The following is a 23,085-nucleotide window of genomic DNA, read 5'->3' as shown; positions in this document are numbered from 1 at the left end:
AAGCTGTAAAATAGTTTGTTATAAAATATCCCTGCCCCCGGGCCCTTTAGAGGGGCCCGTAATGGGGACAAGGAACTTATAGTACCGACATTATACATTACGCCGCTACCCGTGTATTTGATACACCCCATCAATAATATTTCTGCATTTAATCATCAGTTAAAACATTTTACCAACAAAGCTTAATAATAATTTTACCCGCGGCGTTTGGCTTTTATCCTTATCTTCATTGCGCCCTATCTGCAATTATTTTTATGCTGATGCCGATTAAAAAAATCATATTTAAAACACTTAAAATAAGTGGTATAACACTGGTAAGCTTACTGGCGCTGATGTTTCTGTTGCCGTATCTTTTTCCGCAAACTATAACCAACAAGATTAAACAGTGGGCGGGAGGCAGTATCAACGGTAAACTCAATTTTACAAGTACGCGCTTATCATTCTTTAAAAGGTTCCCGGCACTTACCCTCACATTAAATGATTTTTTGTTGAATGGCAGCGCTCCTTTCCAGAATGATACGCTGGTAGCTGCTAAGGAAGTTTCACTGGCGATAGATCTTTCGTCGGTGTTTAAAAGCAAGATCAATATCAATAAAATATACCTGAGCCAGGCACTTATCAATATTAAGGTTGATAGCAGTGGCAAGGCCAATTACAACGTATATAAATCAAAAGACAGCAAACCTGCGAACGCGGCTGACACCAGCAGCGCATCTTTAGGTATTGAACAGATACTGGTTGAAAAAAGCCGGTTGGTGTATGATGATAAGTCGGTACCAACGCAAATCAGTGCCAGCGATTTTAACTATAAAGGAAGCGGCGATTTGAGCAAGGATATTTTTGATCTGTCGAGCCATATCGCGGCAGCCTCTGTCGATTTTATTTATGCCGGCAAAAGCTATGTTCATCATAAAAAAGTAAATGCCGACCTGGTCACCAGCATCAATACCAAATCCCTGGCTTTTGCCTTTCAGAAAAACGACCTGCTCATTAATAAGCTGCCGGTTAAGTTTAAGGGCAGGTTTGAGTTCCTGAAAGACGGTTATGATATGGATTTTCGCATTACTTCTGATCAGAACGACCTGGGTGATATTTTTACCGCCCTGCCCGCCGAGTATGAAAAATATGTTGATGATACCGATATCAGCGGCAACGGTAATATCCAGATTGCGCTTACCGGCAAATACATAGCCTCCAAAAACATTATGCCCGATCTTACTTTCAATATGAAGGTACGCGATGGTTCCGTAGTAAATAAAAATACACCAGAACCGGTGAAAAACCTGTTTATCAATATGGATGCTAAACTACCGGGCCTTAACCCCGATAGTTTAAATCTTAATATCGATTCGATCTATTTTAACATTGGTGAAGATTATTTTGGCTCGGTGATCAAAGTAAAGGGTATCAAGGAACCGCAGATCTACGCCAAGATCAATACCGAGATCGACCTGCAAAAATGGAACCGCGCCTTTGGCGTTAAAGCAGTTGATCTGAAAGGGCGTTATTCACTGCACCTGCTGGCCGAAGGTAAATATGCCAAAGGACTAAAAAGAACCGGCGGGTTAAGACCAAAGACAGAAACGGTGATCACCAGCATCCCTAAATTTACGCTGCATTCCTCTTTTACCAATGGGTATATCAAATACGCCAATCTGCCGGAAGCGTTAAAAAATATCAGCTTTAACCTGAATGCTGCCTGTCCAGATCACGATATAGCTCATGCCACCCTGCAGGTAGATAACCTGAACGCCATTGCCCTTAATAACTATTTAAAAGGGTATTTGAAACTGAGTAATACAGCCGGCGCGATGATCGACGCGGGTCTTCAAACCAAATTCCACCTGAGTGATGTGAAACAGTTTTTACCTGCTGACAGCGGTATGGATGTGCGCGGCGATCTGGATGCGAATTTGCAGATCAAAGGCCGGTATATCCCCCAACGCGGGATCTTCCCGGTTACCGATGCCAAACTGGAGCTGAAGAACGGTTATGTGCAAACCAAATACTACCCGCACCCTGTGCAGGATATACAGGTGAGCGCGGATATCACCAACAATACCAGCTCATTAAAAGGACTGAAAGTAAACATTAAACCGGTGTCCTTTAATTTTGAAGGGCAGCCTTTTATGCTGAAAGCCGATCTGCATAATTTTGATGATCTCAACTATCGCATAGCCTCACGCGGCCAATTGGATATTGGTAAGATATATAAAGTATTTGCGATGAAAGGGTATGATGTAAAGGGCTTTATCAGTACCAATTTTTCATTAAAAGGTAAACAAAGCGATGCCCTTGCCGGGCGGTATAATCTATTGGCTAATTCTGGCACCATGAAAGTAAGAGATATTACGCTTCGGTCGGAGTTGTTTCCCAAACCATTTCTGATCAAGACGGGTCTGTTCAGCTTTAACCAGGATAAAATGAAGTTCGATCAGTTTACGGCCAATTATGGTAAATCGGTGATCGTTTTGAATGGCGCGTTATCTAATGCGATCGATTATGCCGTCAAACCAAATTCGACATTGAAAGGGCAGTTTAATCTGCAAAGCGACCTCATCATTGCCGATGACTTTATGGCCTTTGCAGGAACTCCGGCATCGGCTAAACCTACCCCTACCAAATCAAACGGGGTTATCCTGGTACCCGCCAACCTCGATCTTGATTTTACCGCCGATGTAAAAAAGGTAAAATACATGGGCCTGGACATCAGCGATGCCAAAGGGCAAATGAGTATCAGCAATGGACAGATCATCCTTAAACAAACCGGCTTTACCCTGATAGGTGCGCCTGTAGTTATGGATGCAACTTATGGCAGCACCACACCGCAAAAAGCTTATTTTGATTACCATATCAATGCCAAAGAGTTTGATATACAGCGCGCTTATAAAGAAGTAAAAATGTTTCATGACATGGCTTCGTCAGCGGCGCATGTGCAGGGTATTGTATCGTTGGATTATAAATTGAATGGTAAACTCAACGGTGATATGAGACCTGTTTATCCTTCCATAAAAGGAGGCGGTGTGCTTTCGGTTAAGAAGGTAAAACTGTATGGTTTTAAACTGTTTAGCGCCGTAGGCAAACAAACCGGGCATGACAGCCTGGCCAAAGGCGACGTATCCAAAGTGGATATCAAAAGCACCATTGCCAATAATATCATGACCATTGAACGTACTAAAATGCGTATGGCGGGTTTCAGGCCGAGGTTTGAAGGCCAGGTAAGTTTGGATGGTAAGCTGAATCTTCAATTCAGGCTGGGACTACCACCGTTCGGTATATTCGGTATCCCAATGACCATCACAGGTACCCAGGAGAACCCAAAAATAAAAATGGGCAAGGCCAAGAAGGAGGACGAGCTGAAGGAAACGACGGAGGATCAATAATATAACTACCCAATGAGTGCTTTAAACAATGTATGGTATCTTTCTTCTGAAAATACCCGGCAAAAAAAACAAGTGATGGCTATGGATGATATCGGAGCTCTAAATATATCTCCAGGAGTATTAAGTTTTAGAGGAGCTAAAACAGAAATAATTATTACGGGAGTTATTTCCATATCATATGGAAAACAAGGTAGAGATTTTATAAATAATTGGGTAAGAGTTGAATATCACGGCAATAATGATGAATTATTGCATGCTTATTTTGCAGACGGTAACAATAGGGGGTGGTCGGGTATTTTTGGCGGTACCAAAAATATATTCAAACAGTTGAAAGAAGTATACGATCTGTAAATCACTCCCATTAGCGCAAGTCTTGTGCGGTTGTTGGCGGGTAGCAGACTTGTACTTTACCGACATCACAAGTCAGCTACACACGGTCTCCCAACACAAGACTTGCTCCAAAAGATGAAGAAACAATAAATAATTTATGCGATGATTAACGGATTGTAGCTATTGGTTGTTTGTTAGCCGGATTGTTTTTGTTATGGTTGAGGGAGGTTGGCTCACACGGACATATGCCATTTAAATCGCACATGATTGAAGATTGGGTAATGTAATAGGAATGCTGGGTTTCTTCGGACTCTTTCTCATACTGGTTACTAAACGTCGAAGCAGAGCTAAATTTTACTCACAGTAAATAGTAAACCCATTAATCTGGATTTAATCCCCAAAGTCCCAGTTCAAACAAATTTACCACGCCGGGTTAAACTTCACCCAATAAATATCATCGTTGCCATTGCCTGCTTCATTTAACTGGGTCTTGATTTGCTCATAGGTTTTACCGCTTTTGTTGAGCATTTGTGGGTTTAACCGTTTGCTGGTAAACAGGAGATATTTTTTATCCCAGGTTACAAAGGGGCAATAATCAAGCACTGTAGTATTGATGGGCACGGGCAGACGCTTTACCGGGAGCCAGTTACCGGCTTTATCTTTCCTGCTGATGTACATATCGCCGCGACCCATATCATCCGGTCGGCCATAGGATGAAAGCAGGATAAATTGCTCATCAGGATCAACAAAGGCATTAAACTCATCGTATTTGGTGTTGATATCTTCTGGCAAGCTTTCGGGTTTGCCATACCCGGTGGTTGTAGCTTTAAAAACCACAATATCCTCATCACCCTTACCATAATCAGCTTCTACAGTTATATACAAATTGCCGCTGCGGGTAATGCTGGGGTAAAATTCATTTTTGGAGGTATTTACGCTCGGTCCCAGGTTCTCGGGTTTACCCCAGGTGCTATTACCGGTTCGTTTAACCCGCCATATGTCAAAATCTTTCCGGGCGCCCGTATCCTGCAAGGGCCTGTCTGATGAAAAATAGATCCACTGCCCATCCGGAGAAAACGAGGCTTCATGATCATTGTCGCGGCCCGAGAAAGAGGCTATCTCCGGCTTGCCCCACTGGTTGTTCTTTTTAGCCAGGTGCAAAATAACACTGCCTACGGCACGCGGCTGCTCAAGGGTAAAAAATATCTCGTCGCCTTTGGGGGATATGGTAAAATCACGGTTGCTTAGTCCGTCGCTTAGGAAGCCTTTGGCAAAAATCCGGGGCGTATCAGTAGGTAATTGTGTATCAGGATAAACTATCTGGGCAAAGATATTACCACTGCTCAGGATAAACGTGAAAATAGTAATGAGTTTGTGCATCAGATGGGTAAGGTTTATATCAAATATAATGTTTGCCGTGCTGTAAATTCTCCCCCTATCAGGGTGATTTAAAGTACCATTAGGTCATGAAGACTTTTAGTAAACCCAAAATGCAATTTGCAGAATCATCGGTTGATTTGGATAGCCTGAAGCAGCTTCAATTTAAAGATATTGAGTGATCTCCTTTTTTAATTATAAACCGGCGTCCCGTTCAGCTCAATACAATAATCGGTTATCCAGGCTCCGGCCACGTCAACATATAAAATATTGGGTTTATTGCTTTTGTTGATGGTACCTGTGCTTATCCATTCATTCAATTTTGCTGGGAGATATTTATTGCCAAACATGGCCAGGTCTGTTATGCTTTGGTTTTTTTTGATCACATTGGTGAGCAGCATCATGCCGTTAATTACAGGGTTTACCTTTTCGTCCTGAAAATCATTACACACCAGCGCTGCCTCGTCGCTGCTTTGGGTAAGCTGCCAGTCGAGCCGTACCAGGTCGTTACCATTTATACCGTTCATCGAATTGAAAAATAGCTCCTCCGTACTCAACAATCTGTTGATCTGGTTGGTAGCGGCATAGGCCCTGCGGATATTAAGAAAAGTTTTCCCTTTGTCAGCCATGGAGTTGGAGTCGATGAGTTTATCGGGATTGGCGTATTGCTCAAAAGTTACGATCACCTTGCCCGCCAGTTCGTTCAGTTTAATACGGTCAATGCTTTTCGATTGGTTATTATAGATGCGCTCCTTACCCAGGACCTGAAAAATAGAGTCGGCAACTTTACTTGCCGACGCCTCTTTTGGGCAGAAATGACTGAATGTTAAAATAATGAACTCCTTTTTATTACGATTGAGGAAGGTTTTAATGGAATCAAGGATATCCTTAAAACGCTCGCCATATCCGCCACCCATGGCATCGGCCATGCAATCGGAAGAGCTGTGCTTGGTGTAAATGCTGTTTTTAAATGACCCCACCCGCAGATCGAACATCCGGATACCAGCATTGAGCTGCTTGCCAATATTTTGTTTCTGGGTAAGCGTATTGCAGGGGTTGATGGAGCTTGCGTGCTGCCCTCCTGTACCGTTTAACGCCGACATACCAGCATCATGCGAGCCAGGTATCACGATATCTTTAAGGGTAAGGTTTCCTTTGGCCGGAAACAGTGTATCCTCCATCCATCTGGCAGGATTGTAATTGGAAAAGTAGCTTAGATAAAGTTTTTGATCTTCGCTAATAAAGGCCATGATGAATTTTTTGGTATCTACATTACAAACAGACACGGGATAAGGTGTTTTAAAATAGTCGGGTAAAGTATGCCCGGCAGCCGATCTGGTTTGTTCATCACCGGTAACATAGTAAATACGGTTATCCTTTTTATTGCCCTTCCAGATATAAAACAGGCGGGTAGTATTAAACAGGTGATAAACGGCCGGAGAGGCTTTGGTTTTTGAACCGGATACAGGAAATTGATCTGTCCAAATCCCGGTATCCGTACTAAGATCAGTATAATAAATACCCTGATCGTTATAATAGCATAATCTTATCGTATTATTGGAAAGTGTGACTATAAAAGGATACTCCGGGCTCTTTTTATTGGGTACTGTTTGCAGCGTAGCCGGTTTAAGTACCCCACTGTCATCTGCATCGATCAGGGTTACTACCATATCATTCTTATTATCGGCATGTGAGGCAATCATCATCCGGTTGTTTATAACCGTGGCTGTAATGCCCGATCTTAGTTTAGGTGAATTTTCGAAGTTTACTGTACTTATAGCTTGCGTATTAAAAGTAGTATCGCTGTTATTAATAATATATTTTAATGATCCATCCGTGCCCAACCATAAAACGTATATATGGTTGTTAACCACTCTTAATACCGGTGCAAAGGCGCTTTTCTCTGTGCCTGCTGTCGTCTCGTTTTGCGAAAACCGGGTATCATGCTGTTTACCCAGATAACATACATGGATATTGCCGATTGGGCCGGTATCTTTCCAGGTAACAAAATAGCCACCTTTAAAATTAGTAATGTCAATTGCCTTATCGGTACGGGCAGCTGGCAAAAAATTAATAGGCTGGCTAAAGCTCAGGTTTTGCGCCTGTGTTTTTTTTGACACGGAGAAGATCAAAAATAAAATGAGTGCTGTGTTAAGAAACAGAGACTTCATAATAGCAGGTTTAGAGGGGTTAGTAGGGGCATATTTAATAATTTCAATATTATAATTTTCAGCTAATATTTTTCTTTACAGTGAATTTATAATATTTTTATTTGAAAAAACTAACCTATGCTAAAAACACTTATCATTTTTTTAGGTGTGATTTTATTCCTGCAGGAAGTAAAAGCACAAGACGCCAACTATTGGTCGTCGAGTTATAACCCAGCCGGCTACCTAACCCCCGGGGCAGTGATCGCTTTTAACCGCGACAGCGGAGTGATGTTTTTGAACCCGGCTTTACTGGCTTACAACAGTAAAAGTTCGGCTTCCATCAGCGGGTCAATTTACCAGTACGGTACTATTAAAATAAAGAATGGGGTTGGCACCGGGCTCGATCTTAAATCAACATCGGCCAGTATCATCCCGCAAATGATATCGGCAACAATATCTTTAAAGGGTAAACACCCCTTCACGGTTGGTTATGCGCTTACCCATAACCCGGTTATGAGCTACCAGGCTACACAGCAGCGCGATGGTAAGTTCAACGTGCTTGATGATTCTTATAGTCCTGGTAATGAAACCTTTCTGGGGCAATTTAAAAGGCTGAACAGTATCAATGAAACTACAGGCATTATAAGTGGTGGTTTTAAAGTATCAGATCATTTTGCATTGGGTATATCGGCGGAGGCACAGCTGCGTAAGCAAAGTTTCAATTCCGATTTCAGTTCAAGGGCTTTGTATAATACCAGTAGCCTTACAAGTCTGCCACCAGTTGCAAATGCCGAAGAGTCATACCTGGCATCTTATTTTCATGCGGGAATAAGGTTTAAGATGGGGTTGGCTTATGATGCGGATAAGAGCCACCTGGGGCTTACGGTATCGTCACCGCTGTTACATGTAACCGGCAGCGCAAGCATACTAAGTGATAATGTGGCCAGTAATATAAGACTTGCCGGCGATACACTTAATATTTTAGCTAATACGAGGCAAGATAAGCTTAAGGCAACCTACAAAATGCCGTTGAGTATAGGTTTTGGCTATGCCTATGATTTAAAAAACGGGCAAATTTATTTCGCTGCCGAGTATTTTAACAAACTGAATGAATATAACCTGATAACCCCGCGTGATGTAAGCTTTGTAAGAGGAGATATACCTGATATTGCAACTTCGTCATTACTTAAACTTAAAGATGTAAGGAAATCAGTGTTCAATTTTGGGATAGGGCTAAGCTATTTGCTGCAACCTGATGTAACCGGCTTTGTATCATTACATACCGACTTTAACTATGCCGATAATGCTTTGTATAAAAACGATGATGGCCATACTGCTAATACGGCCTATTACAATATTTACCATTGCCAGTTAGGCGCCAACCTAAAGAAACGGAAATTCAACTTCCGTACCGGGTTATTGCTATCTTATGGTACAACCAATAAATACATGCAGTATATTAATTTTGATAATCCAAGCGAAAGCAATGTATTGGCTGGCCAACCAATAAACACCAGTGCTTCTCATTTTTCAGTAGGTGTAATGCTGTCATATATTCATAATTTGTAAAACCGGAGCCAATACAGGTAAGTTTACAATAGAGGTTTGCCAAACATTTCAAGGATTTTAGGGTTTAAATTTTGATTTAACTAATCACAACGGGTTTATTAGTAATTGAAAATTAAATATTTATCATCCTGAAAACGAAATATATAACCAAGCGAAAGTTTTATTTAGCATTTAATATTTTATTATTGGCACTATGTGCCGGCGTGGCCAATAATGCCTATGGTCAGGCAGTTGGCGCCGATTCTTTAAAAAAAGATTCTGTACAAAAGCATGCCCTGAAACTGCAACGCAAGGAAGCGGTTGCTCTATCCAAACAATATGATGTGGGCGATCTGGCAAATGCTATTTTTCATCCGCATAAAAGGCCCGATTCTGTTCTGAAAAAATCATCGGGTATTACCGTTATCCCCAATGTGGCGGCAAACCCTACTATCGGTTCGCAGATCGGGATCAAGGCTGTGGCCGGGCGTAAATTAGGGAACGACCCGAACACGCTGTTATCAGTAGCCGCTACATCGGCTTCCATTACTACAAAGGGTATTATTTATTTTTATGTAAATCATAATGTGTATACGCCTGGCAATAAATGGAACTTTCAGGGAAGTTTGGTTGCTGCCAAAACCGTTACGCCCGATTTTGGCTTGGGTATCGGCCGTCAAAATGTGGAAGGCAGCGAAGCGGATAAAATACTGGCCGATCCGCAGCGTAAAGTGTATACGCTTAAATCGTTGTATTTTAATTTCAGGGAGAAAGTATATAAAGAAATACAAAAGGGACTTTTTGTTGGCGCTGGGGTATCGTTTGATATCAGGCGAAATATTGAAGCTAAGGACACTACCAATAAATTAACTCCATCGCGTATCTATAACGAGCAGCATGGGCTTCCGCAGGACCGGTATTCGGCCAACGGACTACTTTTTAATGTGCAGTACACTACCCGCGATAACCAGAACCGCGCTTACAAGGGTATTTATGCCGATGCCGGTTTCCGGATCAATCAAACCTGGATGGGCAGTACCAAAAGCGCGGTACAATTCACCACCGATTTCAGGAAATATTTTAGTCTTTCTGAAAGTCATCCCGAGCATGTGATCGCTTTCTGGAACTGGGGTTCGTATCTGCTCGGTGGTACATTGCCTTACCTGGAGATCCCGGGAACCGGCCGCGATGGCAGTTTCCGCAGCGGCAGAGGGTATACGTCTACCTATTTCAAAGGCACCCAATATAATTACTCCGAAGTGGAATATCGTTTCCCGATACTGAACAATAAGTTTGTAAGCGGAGTGACTTTTTTTAACCTGCAAACAGCCAATGATGGGTTGGGTACTAAATTATTCCGGGTATGGCAGCCGGGTGGCGGTGGCGGCTTACGGGTGCTGTTTAACAAGGCCACGCGAACCAACCTGTGTCTGGATTATGCCTGGGGTAAATATGGCTCCAAAGGTTTCTTTTTGGGTTTGAATGAGGCGTTTTAAGGGGTGGGATAAGGCATAATCAAATTCATGTTTTAAAAATTGGATTTTCTTAACTTAATATCATTGATGATACCACAGACGGTATAAAACAGTGAATTCATTTTATAAAAGATTTAATTTGACCTGATATAGGCTATAAGTATTTTAAAATCTTATTTTTAGCGCCTCAAATACCGGTGCCTGTTTAACGCCGGTATGCAATGGAAAATACAGCTAAAAAATGAAAGTTTTAAAATTTGGCGGAACATCGGTGGGTAGCCCCGCACGCATGAAAAATCTGCTCGACATCATCAATCCCTCCGAACGGCAGATCGTTGTGCTTTCGGCAGTATCAGGCACCACCAATAGCCTGGTTGAAATTGGACAAGCTTATCTCACCGGCGATAAGCAAAAGGCCATAACCCTTATTAAGCTGCTGAAGGATAAGTACGAACTGTTTATTAAGGAACTGTTTACCGATGACGAATTTTTAAAACAAGGCAAAGAAGTTATCGATTACCATTTTTCGGTACTCAGCAACCTGGCTAATGACCTGTTTACCACAATCGAAGATAAGATCATACTGGCGCAAGGCGAATTGCTGTCGACGACACTATACCATGTTTACCTGAAACAGATCGGCGTTCCTTCGGTTCTGTTACCCGCGCTCGATTTTATGAAGATAGATGAGGATAACGAACCCGTTGTTGATCATATCACTGAAAAGTTAACTCCTTTGCTGGATAAGCATCCCGAAGTAAACCTGTTTATCACTCAGGGCTTTATTTGCCGCAATGCCTTTGGCGAGGTAGACAACCTGCGCCGCGGCGGCAGTGACTATACCGCCTCCTTAATAGGCGCAGGTATCCGCAGCGAAGAAGTACAGATCTGGACCGATATCGATGGTATGCATAACAACGATCCGCGTATTGTAAAAGGCACACAACCTATTGCCCAGCTGTCATTTGATGAGGCTGCCGAGCTGGCTTACTTCGGCGCTAAAATATTGCACCCGCAGAGCGTATTCCCGGCACAAAAATATAAGATCCCGGTTCGTTTGCTCAATACTATGGATCCCAAAGCGCAAGGTACGCTCATCACCAACACCAGCGAAAAGGACAAGATCAAATCCATTGCCGCTAAGGATGGTATCACGGCCATCAAGATCCAATCAAGCCGGATGCTGCTGGCACATGGTTTTTTGCGTAAGGTGTTCGAGGTATTTGAGCGTTACAAAACATCTATCGATATGATCACCACCTCGGAAGTGGCCGTGTCCTTAACCATTGACGATACCACTTACCTGGGCGAGATCACCACGGAGCTTAACGCTTTTGGTTCGGTAGAGCTGGATGTGAACCATACGATCATTTGTGTGGTAGGTGATTTTGGTGCCGAAAAACACGGTTACGCAGCCAGGGTGCTGGAAGCCGTAAAACATATCCCGCTGAGAATGATATCATACGGCGGCAGCGACCATAACCTGTCGTTACTGGTAAAAACCGAGGATAAGATAGAAACCTTGAGGAGCCTGCATAACAGGTTGTTTTAAGATTTCGGATGCCGGAGTTTCGATTTCGGATTTGAAAACGGGATTTACCTCGATAAAAAGTAAATGCCAATAACAGCAAATACAGCCGCTATACCGGTATTTAGGAGTAAAAGTTTTAGAGTAAGTTTTCTGTCATGGTACAATTTAAAGCTGGATAAGAGGCCAACAAGTACAGAAACGGATAAACACAATATAACAGACAGATTATTGATCATTGCTATGTTTAGTAAAGCTAATATAAATAAATTTCAAGATTTAGATACACCGTTCTACTACTACGATCTGGAGGTGCTGCGCCAAACGCTTACTGCCGCCCGCGATGCTTCGGCTAAGCATGGTTTTCATGTGCATTATGCCATGAAGGCCAATTTTAACCCACGGGTGCTGGATATGATCCAGTCATTTGGGTTTGGTGCCGATTGTGTGAGTGGTAACGAGGTAAGAGCAGCTATTGACCGTGGTTTTGATAAAGGCAAGATCGTATTTGCCGGCGTAGGCAAATCAGACAGGGAAATAAACCTGGGTCTTGATACCGATATTTTTTGCTTTAACGTGGAGTCGGTACAGGAATTGAATATTATTGACGGCCTGGCTGCTGCTAAAGGGAAAAAAGCCAAGGTGGCTATCCGTATTAATCCTAATGTTGATGCCCATACCCACCATTTTATTACCACCGGTCTCGACGAAAATAAATTCGGTATCAATATATGGCAACTGCCCGATGTGGCAACAGCACTGCGCCAATGCAAAAACCTGGAGTTTTTAGGTATCCATTTCCACATCGGTTCCCAAATTACCGATCTGGAAGTATACAAAAATTTGTGCACCCGTATTAACGAGATGCAGGATTGGTTTGAAGATCACGGTTTCCCGGTTAAGGTACTTAATACCGGCGGCGGCCTGGGTGTGGATTATTATAACCCCGATGGGAATATTGCCGATTTTGAGAACTATTTCCAGGTGTTCAAGAATTTCCTGAATGTAAAGCCTGGTCAGGAAGTCCATTTTGAATTAGGGCGTGCCCTGGTGGCCCAAAGCGCGTCGCTGATATCAAGAGTGTTGTACGTGAAAAATGGTTTGAAGAAAAACTTCCTGGTATTGGATGCCGGCATGACAGAACTTATGCGCCCCATGCTTTACCAGGCTTATCATCAGATAGAGAATTTGAGCCGGGAGTCCGAAAGTCCGAAAGTCCAAAAGTCCGCAACTCCCAACTTAAAATACGACGTAGTTGGTCCTATCTGCGAAAGTACCGATTGTTTCCAGAAGGACGTAGAATTTCCGGAATCATTTCGCGGCGACTTGATCGCCATACGAACAGCCGGTGCTTATGGCGAAGTAATGGCATCGGGCTATAACCTGCGCGATAGGGTAGGGAGCATATATTCGGAGTAATACCCCTCCCAACCCTCCCCAAAAGGGAGGGCTTTGATAAAATTTATCCGGCTGTCTGTGTCCTCACAGGCGGCTTTTGTCCTTTTATCTTTATTCCTTGCTCCGATCCTTACCCCAACAGCTCCTTAAAATACCCATCCGTAAAATCTGCCGCGAAATGCAGTACATTGGATAGCTTTTCAAATTCATGTTGTTCATGGGTGGTAGTGATCACCACGGCATTCATCCCGGCGTTCGCAGCCGCTTCGACACCTTTAGGTACGTCTTCAAATACGATACAGTCGTTAGGGTTGGTATCAAGCTGGGCTGCTGCCTTTAAAAAGGTTTCGGGATGTGGTTTGCTTAACAATACATCGTCGGCGCTTACAATGGCCTTAAAATAGTGCCTGATGTTCAGGTTATCCAACACAAAGTCGATATTGAAAGGAATAGCCGCCGAGCCAATCGCCATCGGGATACCCCGTTGATAAGCCGCTTCTAAAAATTCAGATAAACCGGGCAATAGAGCCAGGTGCGGTAAGAATTCCTGCTGATATTTTTCCTCTTTCTGGTACGATAGCTTGTTCATTTCGTCTAAAGTGAACTTGTCGGGGCCAAACATCCGTACCAGTACTTCGGGGTTTTTGCCATACATCTGTTGCTTTACTTCGTTCCAGGTAAAACTGCCGCCCAATTGGTCATTCAGTAAGGTTTGCCAGGCTTTGGTATGATAGGGCATATCATTGATCATGGTTCCGTTAAGGTCGAATATAAAGGCTTTCATGTACGTGGATTTTTTTGGCAAACATAGCCATTTTAGAAAATAACCCGGATAAAGGATGGCTCATGGCCCGGTAATTTTTTTTAAACAATATTGTGGTCTGTAAATGAGGTGGTTAACTATTTATAGCAATGGTGCGTTGGCTCCCCAGACTTGGGTTTATAAAATATTGTTGTACCTTGCGGCCTTTAATAAATAAAATAATGCAAAAAGAAGGAACAGTAAAATTTTTCAATGAAACAAAAGGTTTTGGTTTTATTACACCAGCAGGTGGTGGTCAAGACATCTTTGTTCATTCAACAGGCCTGATCGATGAAATCCGTGAAAATGATAAAGTAGAGTTTGAAGTTGAGAACGGAAGAAAAGGCTTAAATGCGGTAAATGTAAAAGTTATTTAATTATAATATAACCATTAAGCATACAGGCATTCACTTAGTGAATGCCTTTTTTGTGAGTTGAAAATGGATGTGGGGCCTCCTTATCTCCATTATGTCATTGGAGGAGGAACTACGAAGCAATCTCCTCGATGGTTTCAACGCGATGAGATTGCCACGCTACGTTCAATGACATAACTTTATTTTTTGTTAAAGATTTTCAAACTCCCTCTTTCCGCCGTAGGCGAAGAGAGGGATGTCGAGCGAAGCGATGACAGGGTGAGTCGATTCGCGCAAGACCCCCAAATCTTTGTTCCTTGCTCCCCTAATCCTTCTATCTCCAGAAAACTGGCATTGTTGTTGTTTATATCATTCAGATTAAATCATCTAACTAAAAAATTGAACATGAAAGATCAAGCAAAAATTATAGCAGCACTTTTAGTAGGCGCGGCAGCAGGTGCTGCATTAGGCTTATTACTGGCTCCTGAAAAAGGCGGAGACCTGAGAGAAGACATTGCCGATTATATCAATGACCTGGTTGGTACCGCAAAAAATAAAGCGCAAACAACCGCTCATGATCTTAAAGAATATGGCAATAATGCCGTTGATAAGGCAAAATCAAGGTTTAGCGGTACTGTTAATGATTTACGCGAGAGAGGTGAACATGCGGTTGATGCTGTGCGCTCAAAGGTGAATGATGTAGCGGGTAAAGCAAAAGAAGCAGGTGATGATGCTGTAAATGAGGCTAAATCAAAAGTAAAAAATACTGCCGACGACTGGAATGATTCTGTACAGGGCGCATAATTTTTAGTACGATATTATAGAAGGTGAAAGGTAAAAGGCGAAAGGCAAAAGGTTGGAAAATACCTTTTTTACCTTTCGCCTTATTTTTTTAATACTATAGAAGGTTAAAGGCGATGGGCGAAAGATGGAAAAGACACCTTTCATCCCTTCACCTTTAACCTTTTTCCTTTCGCCTTTCACCTTTTACCCTACTTCTTCACTACAAATTTATTGTTGCTTACATCAGCATCCATAAATATGCCGCCGTCTAATTCGGCCGATTGTATAGCCTTGGTAGTTTTGATATTTACGCTTACCTGTTTTTGATTTTTTTCCCAAATACCTGGTGTTTGGTGTATGCTTTCGGTTGTGCCATCGGCATAAGTAACCTTCACATCAAACGGAACGGCAAAACCGCCAATGTTTTTGATAGATGCGGTATAACCACCATTGGCTTTGCTGATGTTTAGCAGGGCCAGGTCGATATAATAATTGGTAAAAAACCAGTTATTAAAAAACCAGTTGAGGTTGCGGCCAGATACACTGCTCATGGAATTGAAATAATCCCACGGAATTGGGTGTTTGCCATGCCAGCGATCCATGTAACCATGCAAGGCTTTTTTAAACAGAGCATCGCCCAGCATATCTTTTAACGCGAAATAGCTTAAGGATGGTTTACCGTAAGAATTATTACCATAACCGCCCCGTAACTCGCTCGATGGGGTTATTACCGGCAGATCTTCGGCTGTGGAAGCGTCATTGATCCATCTTTCAACCCTGAAGTTTTTATACAGGGCGTCGGCTTTTTCCTGGCCAACTTCGGCAGCGCCTATCAAACGCTCAAAAGTAGTAGCCCAACCTTCGTCCATAAAGGCGTAACGGCTCTCGTTGATACCCATGTAAAAAGGGAAATAGGTATGTGCTATTTCATGATCCTGTACAAATTGCGAAAACTGGTTGTCGGCATTATGACTGTCGTTCACCATCATTGGGTACTCCATATCGGCAAAACCCTGAAAAGAGGTCATTTTAGGGAATGGATAAGGCACGCCCGGCCAGTTACGCGATAACCAGCTTAGGGCGTTACGGCCATTTTGAACCGCATGATGAAAATCGTCGGCATTATCCAAAAAAGCCGCCTGCATACTGGCCCTGCGGTGGGTAGCATCATCAACAATGGCGCTGGCAGCATCCCAAACATAATGATCGCTGATACCTACAGCCATATCACTAATGTCATTGGCTTTCCATATCCAGGTATTTACATCGTTTTGAGCCGTGATGTTTTTACCGGCCAGGTCAGCTGCGGTAGCTACGTGGATAGTGGAGTCGCTGGTCATGGATGCCTGCAAACGCTTGGCATATTCGGATTGCAATACCTGGTTTGGGTTTTGCAAGGTTCCGGTAGCCCAAACAATATAGTTTTTAGGCGCTTTTACCTGCAGGGTATAATCGTTAAAGTCGTTATAAAATTCCTGAGCATCTATAAACGGAAGCCTGTCCCAGCCATTATAATCATCATAAACAGATACCCGCGGATAAAAATAAGCCAGATAATAGGTGGTAGAATCGATCATCCCTTCACGACCGCTCTCTTTGGAGATCTCAAAATGCCAGGCAATATGCAGCTTAACCGAATCATGAGGCATCAATGGTTTTAGTAAACCAACCATTTGGTTGGTGGAGGCTGTGGCGTTGTTTACCTTTTTTACCTTGCCATTGATCAGGAAGGTATCAATTTGTAGGCCCGGGGTTAAATAATTGGGCTGGGCATTGCCCATACGGGCGGCACCGGGTTTGTGAATGTTTAATATGAGCTTCATATTAAGCGACTTCAAGGTATCCGGACTGTTATTAATGTAAGTGATTTGCTCTGTGCCCTTAATTTCCCTGTTGGGTGGCAGGGCGGTAATGGTGATGTTATACCGGCCATAGTTTTGCCAGTAATTTTTTCCGGGTTTGCCATCGGCAGAGCGGGTTCCTTTTTTATAGGCTTGCTGTATATCGCGCGGCATATACAAACTTTGCGCCTGTACCTGTGCCAGCATCAGGCAGGCAAAAGCTGATAGTAGTATGGATTTGATCATGTTGTTAGTTAATTCAAATGCAAATTAATGTAAATCAATTGATAATTAATAAGCGATTATCATGAATTTAAAATGCGGATATACACGATCCGGAAATGCCGGCTAAACCCAGTATTTATGATTTCGTAACAAATTTGTAACAAAGGTTAATTTCAGACTAAATCGGTTGCACAGGTAGGGTATATTTTTTTACCTTTGTTTAAGTTATTTTAATAGGGGTATTAAATAACTAATATTTAAGCCATCTGCTTTAGTGCGGATGGCTTTTTTTATATGATCCAGCTCATATAAACTCATGAGTCATCAAGACCTTGTTAGCTTTATATGCCTGGCTTTTAAAAGTTGTAATAGTTTTGGGCTAAAGCCTTTTTAAGAGCCTTTAATTTAACCGTTGGCTGAAGCCAAACGGCAATGAATAAAGTTTTTAAGCTCAAGATGGCCTTAAAATTCATTGCCGTCCCATTTATGGGGCGGAGAAGATAAATCAAAATAAGGCTTTAGCCCCATAAAGTTTAAGGTTATTTCCCAGCTTTCGGCTTTAAGCATTCCACTTTCAGCTTCTACTTAGTTTTCTGTCAGATATTCCTTAGATATCAGCATAAAAAGCTGGTCGTTATCAATGGATTCGTCAAAGCATTCGGTCAATAATTGCCGGGCATCGTCATATTTTAACAGTTTAGCTACCATCATGAGCATACGGCAGGAGGTGATGTTAATATGCTCCAGCAATTGCAGGTACATGATAAGGTCCATATCGCCCAGGATAGATATGCTTTGCTTTTCATCCAGGCAAAACTCATCCTTCACGATTGATTTGATAGGGTTACAGTTTTTGTCGGACGGGGTTTCGTTAATCAGCTTGTATACCTCCTCCATCCGGGCTATGTGTTTTTTTACATCGTCCCAAAATTCCTGTATGGCTTGTTCCAGGGCAGTAAATGATGCCAGTTTTATCAGATGGGCCAGGCTTTTGTCCAGATAGCGTTTGCCAAAATATATCCGGTTAAGGTTGTGTACAAATACCTGTTTTAATAATTGCGGTTCTAAAGGTTTAGTGCTCGAGTTATCCATGATATGAATGAGTTTTAATTGTTGCGGTAATTCAACTTAAAAAAGGCCAAATTGTTTAGGGTAAAGCGATATTAACTCACATTGTTTTATTTATATATCCGTTTGGAGATATACAGTAACTTTGCAGCCAGACATATACTATTATGAAATATAAATTGGGCGACTTTGTACGCTTTGTTGACGAAAAAATGGAGGGTTTTGTAACCCGGATAATTGACGACCAGATGATAGGGGTTACCGGCGAGGATGAGTTTGAGATACCCGTGCTGGCCAGCAAAGTTACCTCGGTACATGGCTATGAACCTGCCGGCGCAAAAAAAGCCGCTATTGATAATGAAACACCGGTACCTGCCGGCGAATTTGAAAAGAAAGGGATTTACCTGGGTGTAATTGCCAATGCCAAAGCCAACTCGGTAGTACATTTTCATTTGGTGAATACTACCTCGTTCCAATTGCTGGCAGCGCTTACAACCGAAAAACAACAGGTGTTTAAAGGTGAATTTGCAGAAGCAATAGCGCCGGGATCGGCCATAAAGATCTACTCGGCTCAATTGGCCGATCTGCAGTTGTGGCCCACTTTTATTTTTAATGTGATTTACAGCACCAAACAAAATATAGAACCGCTCGCGCCATTGGTACTGCGCGAAAAGTTTAAGGCTAAAGATTTTTCGACCGCCAAGAAGCAGATCCCTTTACTAAAAGATGCCGGTTGGCTTATTCGCCTGGATGAGGCTGATCTGGTGATCGACGCGCAAAAGCTGAAGGAAAGCTTTTTTAAATTGCCCGAGGAAAAAGTGGTATTGGACAAGCCATCCAATGAGGTGGATCTGCATATTGAAAAACTGCGGGATGACTACCAGTTTTTGCAAAACAGCGAAATGCTGAACATACAACTGGCGCACTTTCATAAAACCCTCGACGCGGCCATTGTACACCAATTGCCCGATATGGTGTTTATACACGGAGCCGGGAACGGTGTATTGCGCAACGAACTGCATAAAGCCCTGGGCAAACACCCCAAAGTACAAACCTTTATGGATGCCCGTAAAGAAAAGTTTGGCTACGGCGCTACTAAGGTGATATTTAAGTAGATTTTGAGTCTTGAGTTTGAAGTTCTGAGTCTTGAGTTCTGAGCCGGCAAAATAAAACTTCGCAGTCGCTCGGCTGGAGCCCATAGGTGTTGGGAAGATAAAAAAGGGAGGCTGTACGATTCCCCTCTTGAGGGGAATAGCCCATGAAAAGACGGCATCTATACTAATTCAAGAGGTGTAGCCCCTAATGGGGCAAAAAACCTTTTGGTTCTATTTCTACAAATATGTAGTCCCTACGGGACATGAAATACAGCCACATTTGCAGCTTAAATTGTTGCTCTATGTCCCGTAGGGACTACATATTTGTAGAAAATAATTGTAAAAATTTGGTGTGCCCCGTAGCGGGCTATCCCTCCCGTCATTTGATGGGCTATTACTCTCAAGAGAGGATTTAATCCCGGCAGTCACTTGGCTGAAGCCAAGCTTAACATGTCAAAATTGGGTTGTCACCCTCCGTCGACGGGTAGAGGCAGAGGCCTGCCCACCATGCTTCGACGGGATTCCATAACAACCTTTTTTGATGACTCAAAACTCCGAACTTAAAACTTACTTATTCAACTTATCAACCCGGTCAAAAAACTCGTTTTGCAATTGCATGGTAGCCGTATCAGCTTTGATCATTTTTAGGGCTTTTACAAAGGTTGCTATCTCATGCTCGGCTATAAACTTGCCAAATTCCGGAGTGGCCTTAGCGCCTTCGCCGGCGTAATGATTCGGGAAACCGGCATACCACCAGATAGGGGTATACACATTTTGCAAATTTAAGCGATGTTGGTTAGCTCCTGATTCAGACGCGGCGCGATCCATCCGCATCAGATCGGGCCGATAGTATAAAAGGGTAGAGGTTTCGTCCTCGCCGGCATGCATATCATTGCGCGGGTCCGATTTATGCATTTTAGCATATTGCTTGTTAAATTCCTCGTCGTTGCCGGGTGTATAAAAATATACGGCGTAATTATGCCTTTTATTCAGCAGCGATTGCATAAAAAACTGGATAAACTCCGGGTTGCCGCCATGACCATTCAGGATCACTATTTTTTCGAAGCCGTTGCGGGCAATCTCGTCGCAGGTTGCCTCCAGCAAATCCCATATCACCTTGCTGGGCAGGGCGAAGGTGCCGGGCTGGTGACGTGCCTCGTTGATCTGCCCATAAAAATAATCTGGGAATACCACGGCATATTCCGATTTAACCGCATGGGCTGCCCATTCCCTAACGTGTATCAGGTCGGTACCGATGGGTGAGTGAGGGCCATGTTTTTCGAGAATGCCAAAAGGCAGGATGCAGGTTTTAGCGGATTTTTGAAGTGCCTGCGGAAAATCAGATGCTACCAGTTCGTCCCAGCGGGCCGGCAACTGCTGCTGGGCACGTGCAAACGCTGTTAATAATATTAAGTAAAATAAAAGCAAATAAGGTTTCATCGCTGTACAAATTATAGGTTAATGGAAAGGTGTTTATTGATGCTGAAATTTACACATTTATATAGCAGCATAAAATGTTATAAGCTAATGAATAAGCTGAATTTAACAACGCTGTTGATGTGCCCGGAATTTCGTATATTTGTATGTACACAACGGCCCGGTTTTCCTGAATAAAAGGCGAACCGGGCCGTTGTGTTAAAGATAAAACAAGCCAAAAACCGCTCGTTTTTCATGCAGTTATTTGACAATCAAAAAATAATACTTTTTAAAGTTTTTAAAACTGCTCAAAATCGTACTGAAATTTGTTAAAAAGTGTTAAAATCGATGGTTTTGAATCAATTTTAAAGCGTTTTTAACTAGGTTTTGCCCCGAAAAGTGTTAAAATTTAAGGTTTAAAAAGTTTTTGGTGAGCTATTTTAAGCTGGGGAGGGAGTAACAAAACGCGGCGCCTTTTTGGTTGCCATTTTCTACCCAGATGCGACCGCTCATTTTTTCGATAAAATCTTTGCAGATCATCAGGGCTACACCGGCACCTTTTTCTTTTTCGTTGCTGTAATGCATAGTGGCCTTGAAATTGAATATCGATGTCATTTTTTCCGGAGAGATGCCCTTGCCTTCATCCAGAATGCAAAGCGTAGTTTCACCTGAATGCGTCGACGCCGAAATAGAGATAGTGGAATAGCGCGGCGAAAACTTGATGGCGTTGTGTATAAAGTTGCGATGGATAAATTGTACCAGTTCTTTATCGGCATGTATTACAATGTCGCTATCTATATTGTTCTGAAACTTAAGCTGGTATTCCTCCCCGATGACATTAAAAGGCTGGAGGGCTTCATCAATCAGTTCTTTTAATTTTAAAGGTTTGGGCTCATAGTTAAAGCCAGAAAGCTGCTGTTTTATCCACTGCAAAATATTCTCGAATATTTCAAGCGAGATAGTGGAGGAATGTTCCATGGTATCAACCAGTTCCATGAGCTCCTCGCGGGTTAACGCGTCGGTATCTTTTAAAACCGCGGCCAAAGTTTTAAGGGTGCCTATCGGTTGCCTGAAATCATGCGCCAGGATAGATACCAGGCGGTTGTTAAACTCATGGTCTATCTCCAGCTTTTCGTTACGCAATAATACCGACCGGTTGAGCGCTTCGAGTGTGCCCGCATGTTTCTTTTTCAGGCGGTATAAGCGGTAAATGAAAAGCACGGTTACTACAGTGAGTAAAAAAAGTACGCCCAATATAATAGCCACTATCTGCCGGTTTTTACTCCTGATGGTTATGGCTTCCAACTGTTGGTCTTTTAAGGCATAATCAATATAGTCAAAACCCGAGGTATTGTTGAATTGCTCTTCATCTTCATACAGCTTAAGCAATTTTTCGCCATATCGCTGAACTTCTGGGAGGTTGTTACGGGCTATGTATATATCGTACAGATGCTTGCCAAATATCTTTTGATACATATGATAGCCCCTTGCATCGGCAATATCAAGCCCCCGTTTGTAATGGGCGATAGCCTTAGCAGTATCCGTATTGTTGTACAGTTCGCCGAGGGACTGGATAATGTCGAGGCTCAGATAATTCAGGTCCATGGCTATGCCCTCAGCAGCAGTTTTTTCCAGCAAACTGATGCCCTTTTCGCGCTGCTTGTTCTTTAAATAAAGTTGTGCCTGTATTTGGTCGGTAACCAGCAGCGACCGGTGGTCATTATATTTGGTAGCTATTTGCCGGGCTTTGGCTAAGTAAATTGGAATAGAATCTTTTGGGATACGATTTGGATATAGCAGCAAATAATCACAAAGCACAAGCGACATGATCGAATCTTTTTTTAGCGTGTTGCCTAAATTTAAAGCTCTTCTAAATATCTCGATGGATTTTTTTTCTTCATTATTTTCACTGAAAACAAGCCCTATATTCATCAGGGTTTGCACCTCATTTGATGAATCATGTATGGCCATGTAATGGTTACGGGCGTCATTATAGTATCGCAGTGATAATTGAAGGTTACCCCTCAGGTCATAAACTATACCCAATGTGTTCAAAGCATCGGCAATGCCCTGTTTATATTTTAACCGCTCAGAGATGGACCTGGCATGTTTGGCGTAATAAAAAGTGCTGTCGAGGTTGCTTTCATACATTAATATGGCTAACCGGTTAAGGGCATCGGCATACTTAACACTATCCGTAATATGAGGGAGCGCCTTTTTAATTTTAGCAATATCACTTACCTGGCTATAACTACAAATAGCGGCAAGCAATAGGAGTATAAAAAAAAATGTGCGTTTTTGCATTAAGCCGATA

Annotated in this window: 16 protein-coding genes; 9 read left to right on the top strand and 7 right to left on the bottom strand. The window is 42.6% G+C overall.

Features of this window, described 5'->3' with window-relative positions; all coding sequences use genetic code 11:
* The first annotated feature begins 260 nt into the window (after positions 1–260).
* The gene (locus tag AB6735_RS05240; RefSeq protein WP_370994797.1) at positions 261–3,383 is read left to right on the top strand and encodes an AsmA family protein; all 3,123 of its coding nucleotides are present in this window, start codon (positions 261–263) and stop codon (positions 3,381–3,383) included.
* A gap of 12 nt (positions 3,384–3,395) precedes the next feature.
* Entirely contained in the window at positions 3,396–3,734 is a 339-nt protein-coding gene (locus tag AB6735_RS05235) for a hypothetical protein (protein WP_370994796.1), read from the top strand.
* A gap of 399 nt (positions 3,735–4,133) precedes the next feature.
* Here AB6735_RS05235 and AB6735_RS05230 read toward each other — a convergent pair whose 3' ends face one another.
* Positions 4,134–5,093 carry a hypothetical protein gene (locus tag AB6735_RS05230; RefSeq protein WP_370994795.1) on the bottom strand — a complete coding sequence of 320 codons (960 nt, stop codon included), beginning with the start codon at positions 5,091–5,093 and terminating at the stop codon, positions 4,134–4,136.
* Positions 5,094–5,281: 188 nt separating this feature from the next.
* Complete coding sequence (locus AB6735_RS05225; protein WP_370994794.1) at positions 5,282–7,261, bottom strand: phosphatidylinositol-specific phospholipase C domain-containing protein; 1,980 nt, start codon at positions 7,259–7,261, stop codon at positions 5,282–5,284.
* A 117-nt stretch (positions 7,262–7,378) separates the two neighbouring features.
* Here AB6735_RS05225 and AB6735_RS05220 point away from each other — a divergent pair, with 117 nt between their 5' ends.
* The 4 genes from AB6735_RS05220 (at position 7,379) to lysA (ending at position 13,210) form a co-directional block, all read left to right on the top strand.
* Positions 7,379–8,809 (top strand): hypothetical protein, encoded by a 1,431-nt coding sequence (locus tag AB6735_RS05220; protein ID WP_370994793.1) that lies wholly within the window; start codon positions 7,379–7,381, stop codon positions 8,807–8,809.
* A gap of 185 nt (positions 8,810–8,994) precedes the next feature.
* Positions 8,995–10,284, top strand: a complete 1,290-nt coding sequence (locus tag AB6735_RS05215; protein WP_370994792.1) for a BamA/TamA family outer membrane protein — start codon at positions 8,995–8,997, stop codon at positions 10,282–10,284.
* Between the two features lie 220 nt (positions 10,285–10,504).
* Positions 10,505–11,815 (top strand): aspartate kinase, encoded by a 1,311-nt coding sequence (locus tag AB6735_RS05210; RefSeq protein WP_370994791.1) that lies wholly within the window; start codon positions 10,505–10,507, stop codon positions 11,813–11,815.
* Positions 11,816–12,034: 219 nt separating this feature from the next.
* Positions 12,035–13,210 (top strand): diaminopimelate decarboxylase, encoded by a 1,176-nt coding sequence (gene lysA, locus AB6735_RS05205; protein ID WP_370994815.1) that lies wholly within the window; start codon positions 12,035–12,037, stop codon positions 13,208–13,210.
* Between the two features lie 109 nt (positions 13,211–13,319).
* Here the strand turns inward: lysA and AB6735_RS05200 are convergent, their stop codons facing one another.
* On the bottom strand, positions 13,320–13,973 hold the full coding sequence (locus AB6735_RS05200; protein ID WP_370994790.1) for an HAD family hydrolase: 654 nt from the start codon (positions 13,971–13,973) through the stop codon (positions 13,320–13,322).
* A 200-nt stretch (positions 13,974–14,173) separates the two neighbouring features.
* On the opposite strand from AB6735_RS05200, the gene AB6735_RS05195 reads away from it, so the two are divergent.
* Together AB6735_RS05195 and AB6735_RS05190 are read left to right on the top strand one after the other, a co-directional pair.
* Positions 14,174–14,368 (top strand): cold-shock protein, encoded by a 195-nt coding sequence (locus AB6735_RS05195; protein ID WP_076377605.1) that lies wholly within the window; start codon positions 14,174–14,176, stop codon positions 14,366–14,368.
* Positions 14,369–14,749: 381 nt separating this feature from the next.
* On the top strand, positions 14,750–15,148 hold the full coding sequence (locus tag AB6735_RS05190) for a YtxH domain-containing protein (RefSeq protein ID WP_370994789.1): 399 nt from the start codon (positions 14,750–14,752) through the stop codon (positions 15,146–15,148).
* Positions 15,149–15,336: 188 nt separating this feature from the next.
* Here the strand turns inward: AB6735_RS05190 and AB6735_RS05185 are convergent, their stop codons facing one another.
* Entirely contained in the window at positions 15,337–17,214 is a 1,878-nt protein-coding gene (locus tag AB6735_RS05185) for a M1 family metallopeptidase (protein ID WP_370994788.1), read from the bottom strand.
* Positions 17,215–17,778: 564 nt separating this feature from the next.
* Positions 17,779–18,285, bottom strand: a complete 507-nt coding sequence (locus tag AB6735_RS05180; protein ID WP_370994787.1) for a DUF892 family protein — start codon at positions 18,283–18,285, stop codon at positions 17,779–17,781.
* A gap of 143 nt (positions 18,286–18,428) precedes the next feature.
* On the opposite strand from AB6735_RS05180, the gene AB6735_RS05175 reads away from it, so the two are divergent.
* Positions 18,429–19,376 carry a Smr/MutS family protein gene (locus AB6735_RS05175; protein WP_370994786.1) on the top strand — a complete coding sequence of 316 codons (948 nt, stop codon included), beginning with the start codon at positions 18,429–18,431 and terminating at the stop codon, positions 19,374–19,376.
* A 546-nt stretch (positions 19,377–19,922) separates the two neighbouring features.
* On the opposite strand, the gene AB6735_RS05170 is transcribed toward AB6735_RS05175, so the two are convergent.
* Together AB6735_RS05170 and AB6735_RS05165 are read right to left on the bottom strand one after the other, a co-directional pair.
* Positions 19,923–20,795, bottom strand: a complete 873-nt coding sequence (locus tag AB6735_RS05170; RefSeq protein ID WP_370994785.1) for a creatininase family protein — start codon at positions 20,793–20,795, stop codon at positions 19,923–19,925.
* 411 nt (positions 20,796–21,206) lie between these two features.
* A complete protein-coding gene (locus tag AB6735_RS05165) occupies positions 21,207–23,075 on the bottom strand; it encodes an ATP-binding protein (protein ID WP_370994784.1) in 1,869 nt (622 codons plus the stop codon).
* Positions 23,076–23,085: the final 10 nt, after the last annotated feature.

The organism is Mucilaginibacter sp. RCC_168 (genome assembly GCF_041355315.1).
Lineage (GTDB): Bacteria > Bacteroidota > Bacteroidia > Sphingobacteriales > Sphingobacteriaceae > Mucilaginibacter.
This window is presented reverse-complemented; position numbering and strand designations above follow the sequence as displayed.

Excerpts from the sequence above, each read along its gene's own strand:
- AB6735_RS05225 (WP_370994794.1), bottom strand. The coding sequence starts at position 7,261 with ATGAAGTCTCTGTTTCTTAACACAGCACTCATTTTATTTTTGATCTTC.
- AB6735_RS05230 (WP_370994795.1), bottom strand. The coding sequence starts at position 5,093 with ATGCACAAACTCATTACTATTTTCACGTTTATCCTGAGCAGTGGTAAT.
- AB6735_RS05185 (WP_370994788.1), bottom strand. The coding sequence starts at position 17,214 with ATGATCAAATCCATACTACTATCAGCTTTTGCCTGCCTGATGCTGGCA.
- AB6735_RS05175 (WP_370994786.1), top strand. The coding sequence starts at position 18,429 with ATGAAATATAAATTGGGCGACTTTGTACGCTTTGTTGACGAAAAAATG.
- AB6735_RS05240 (WP_370994797.1), top strand. The coding sequence starts at position 261 with ATGCCGATTAAAAAAATCATATTTAAAACACTTAAAATAAGTGGTATA.
- AB6735_RS05165 (WP_370994784.1), bottom strand. The coding sequence starts at position 23,075 with ATGCAAAAACGCACATTTTTTTTTATACTCCTATTGCTTGCCGCTATT.
- AB6735_RS05210 (WP_370994791.1), top strand. The coding sequence starts at position 10,505 with ATGAAAGTTTTAAAATTTGGCGGAACATCGGTGGGTAGCCCCGCACGC.
- AB6735_RS05195 (WP_076377605.1), top strand. The coding sequence starts at position 14,174 with ATGCAAAAAGAAGGAACAGTAAAATTTTTCAATGAAACAAAAGGTTTT.
- AB6735_RS05235 (WP_370994796.1), top strand. The coding sequence starts at position 3,396 with ATGAGTGCTTTAAACAATGTATGGTATCTTTCTTCTGAAAATACCCGG.
- AB6735_RS05190 (WP_370994789.1), top strand. The coding sequence starts at position 14,750 with ATGAAAGATCAAGCAAAAATTATAGCAGCACTTTTAGTAGGCGCGGCA.
- AB6735_RS05220 (WP_370994793.1), top strand. The coding sequence starts at position 7,379 with ATGCTAAAAACACTTATCATTTTTTTAGGTGTGATTTTATTCCTGCAG.
- AB6735_RS05200 (WP_370994790.1), bottom strand. The coding sequence starts at position 13,973 with ATGAAAGCCTTTATATTCGACCTTAACGGAACCATGATCAATGATATG.
- AB6735_RS05180 (WP_370994787.1), bottom strand. The coding sequence starts at position 18,285 with ATGGATAACTCGAGCACTAAACCTTTAGAACCGCAATTATTAAAACAG.
- lysA (WP_370994815.1), top strand. The coding sequence starts at position 12,035 with ATGTTTAGTAAAGCTAATATAAATAAATTTCAAGATTTAGATACACCG.
- AB6735_RS05170 (WP_370994785.1), bottom strand. The coding sequence starts at position 20,795 with ATGAAACCTTATTTGCTTTTATTTTACTTAATATTATTAACAGCGTTT.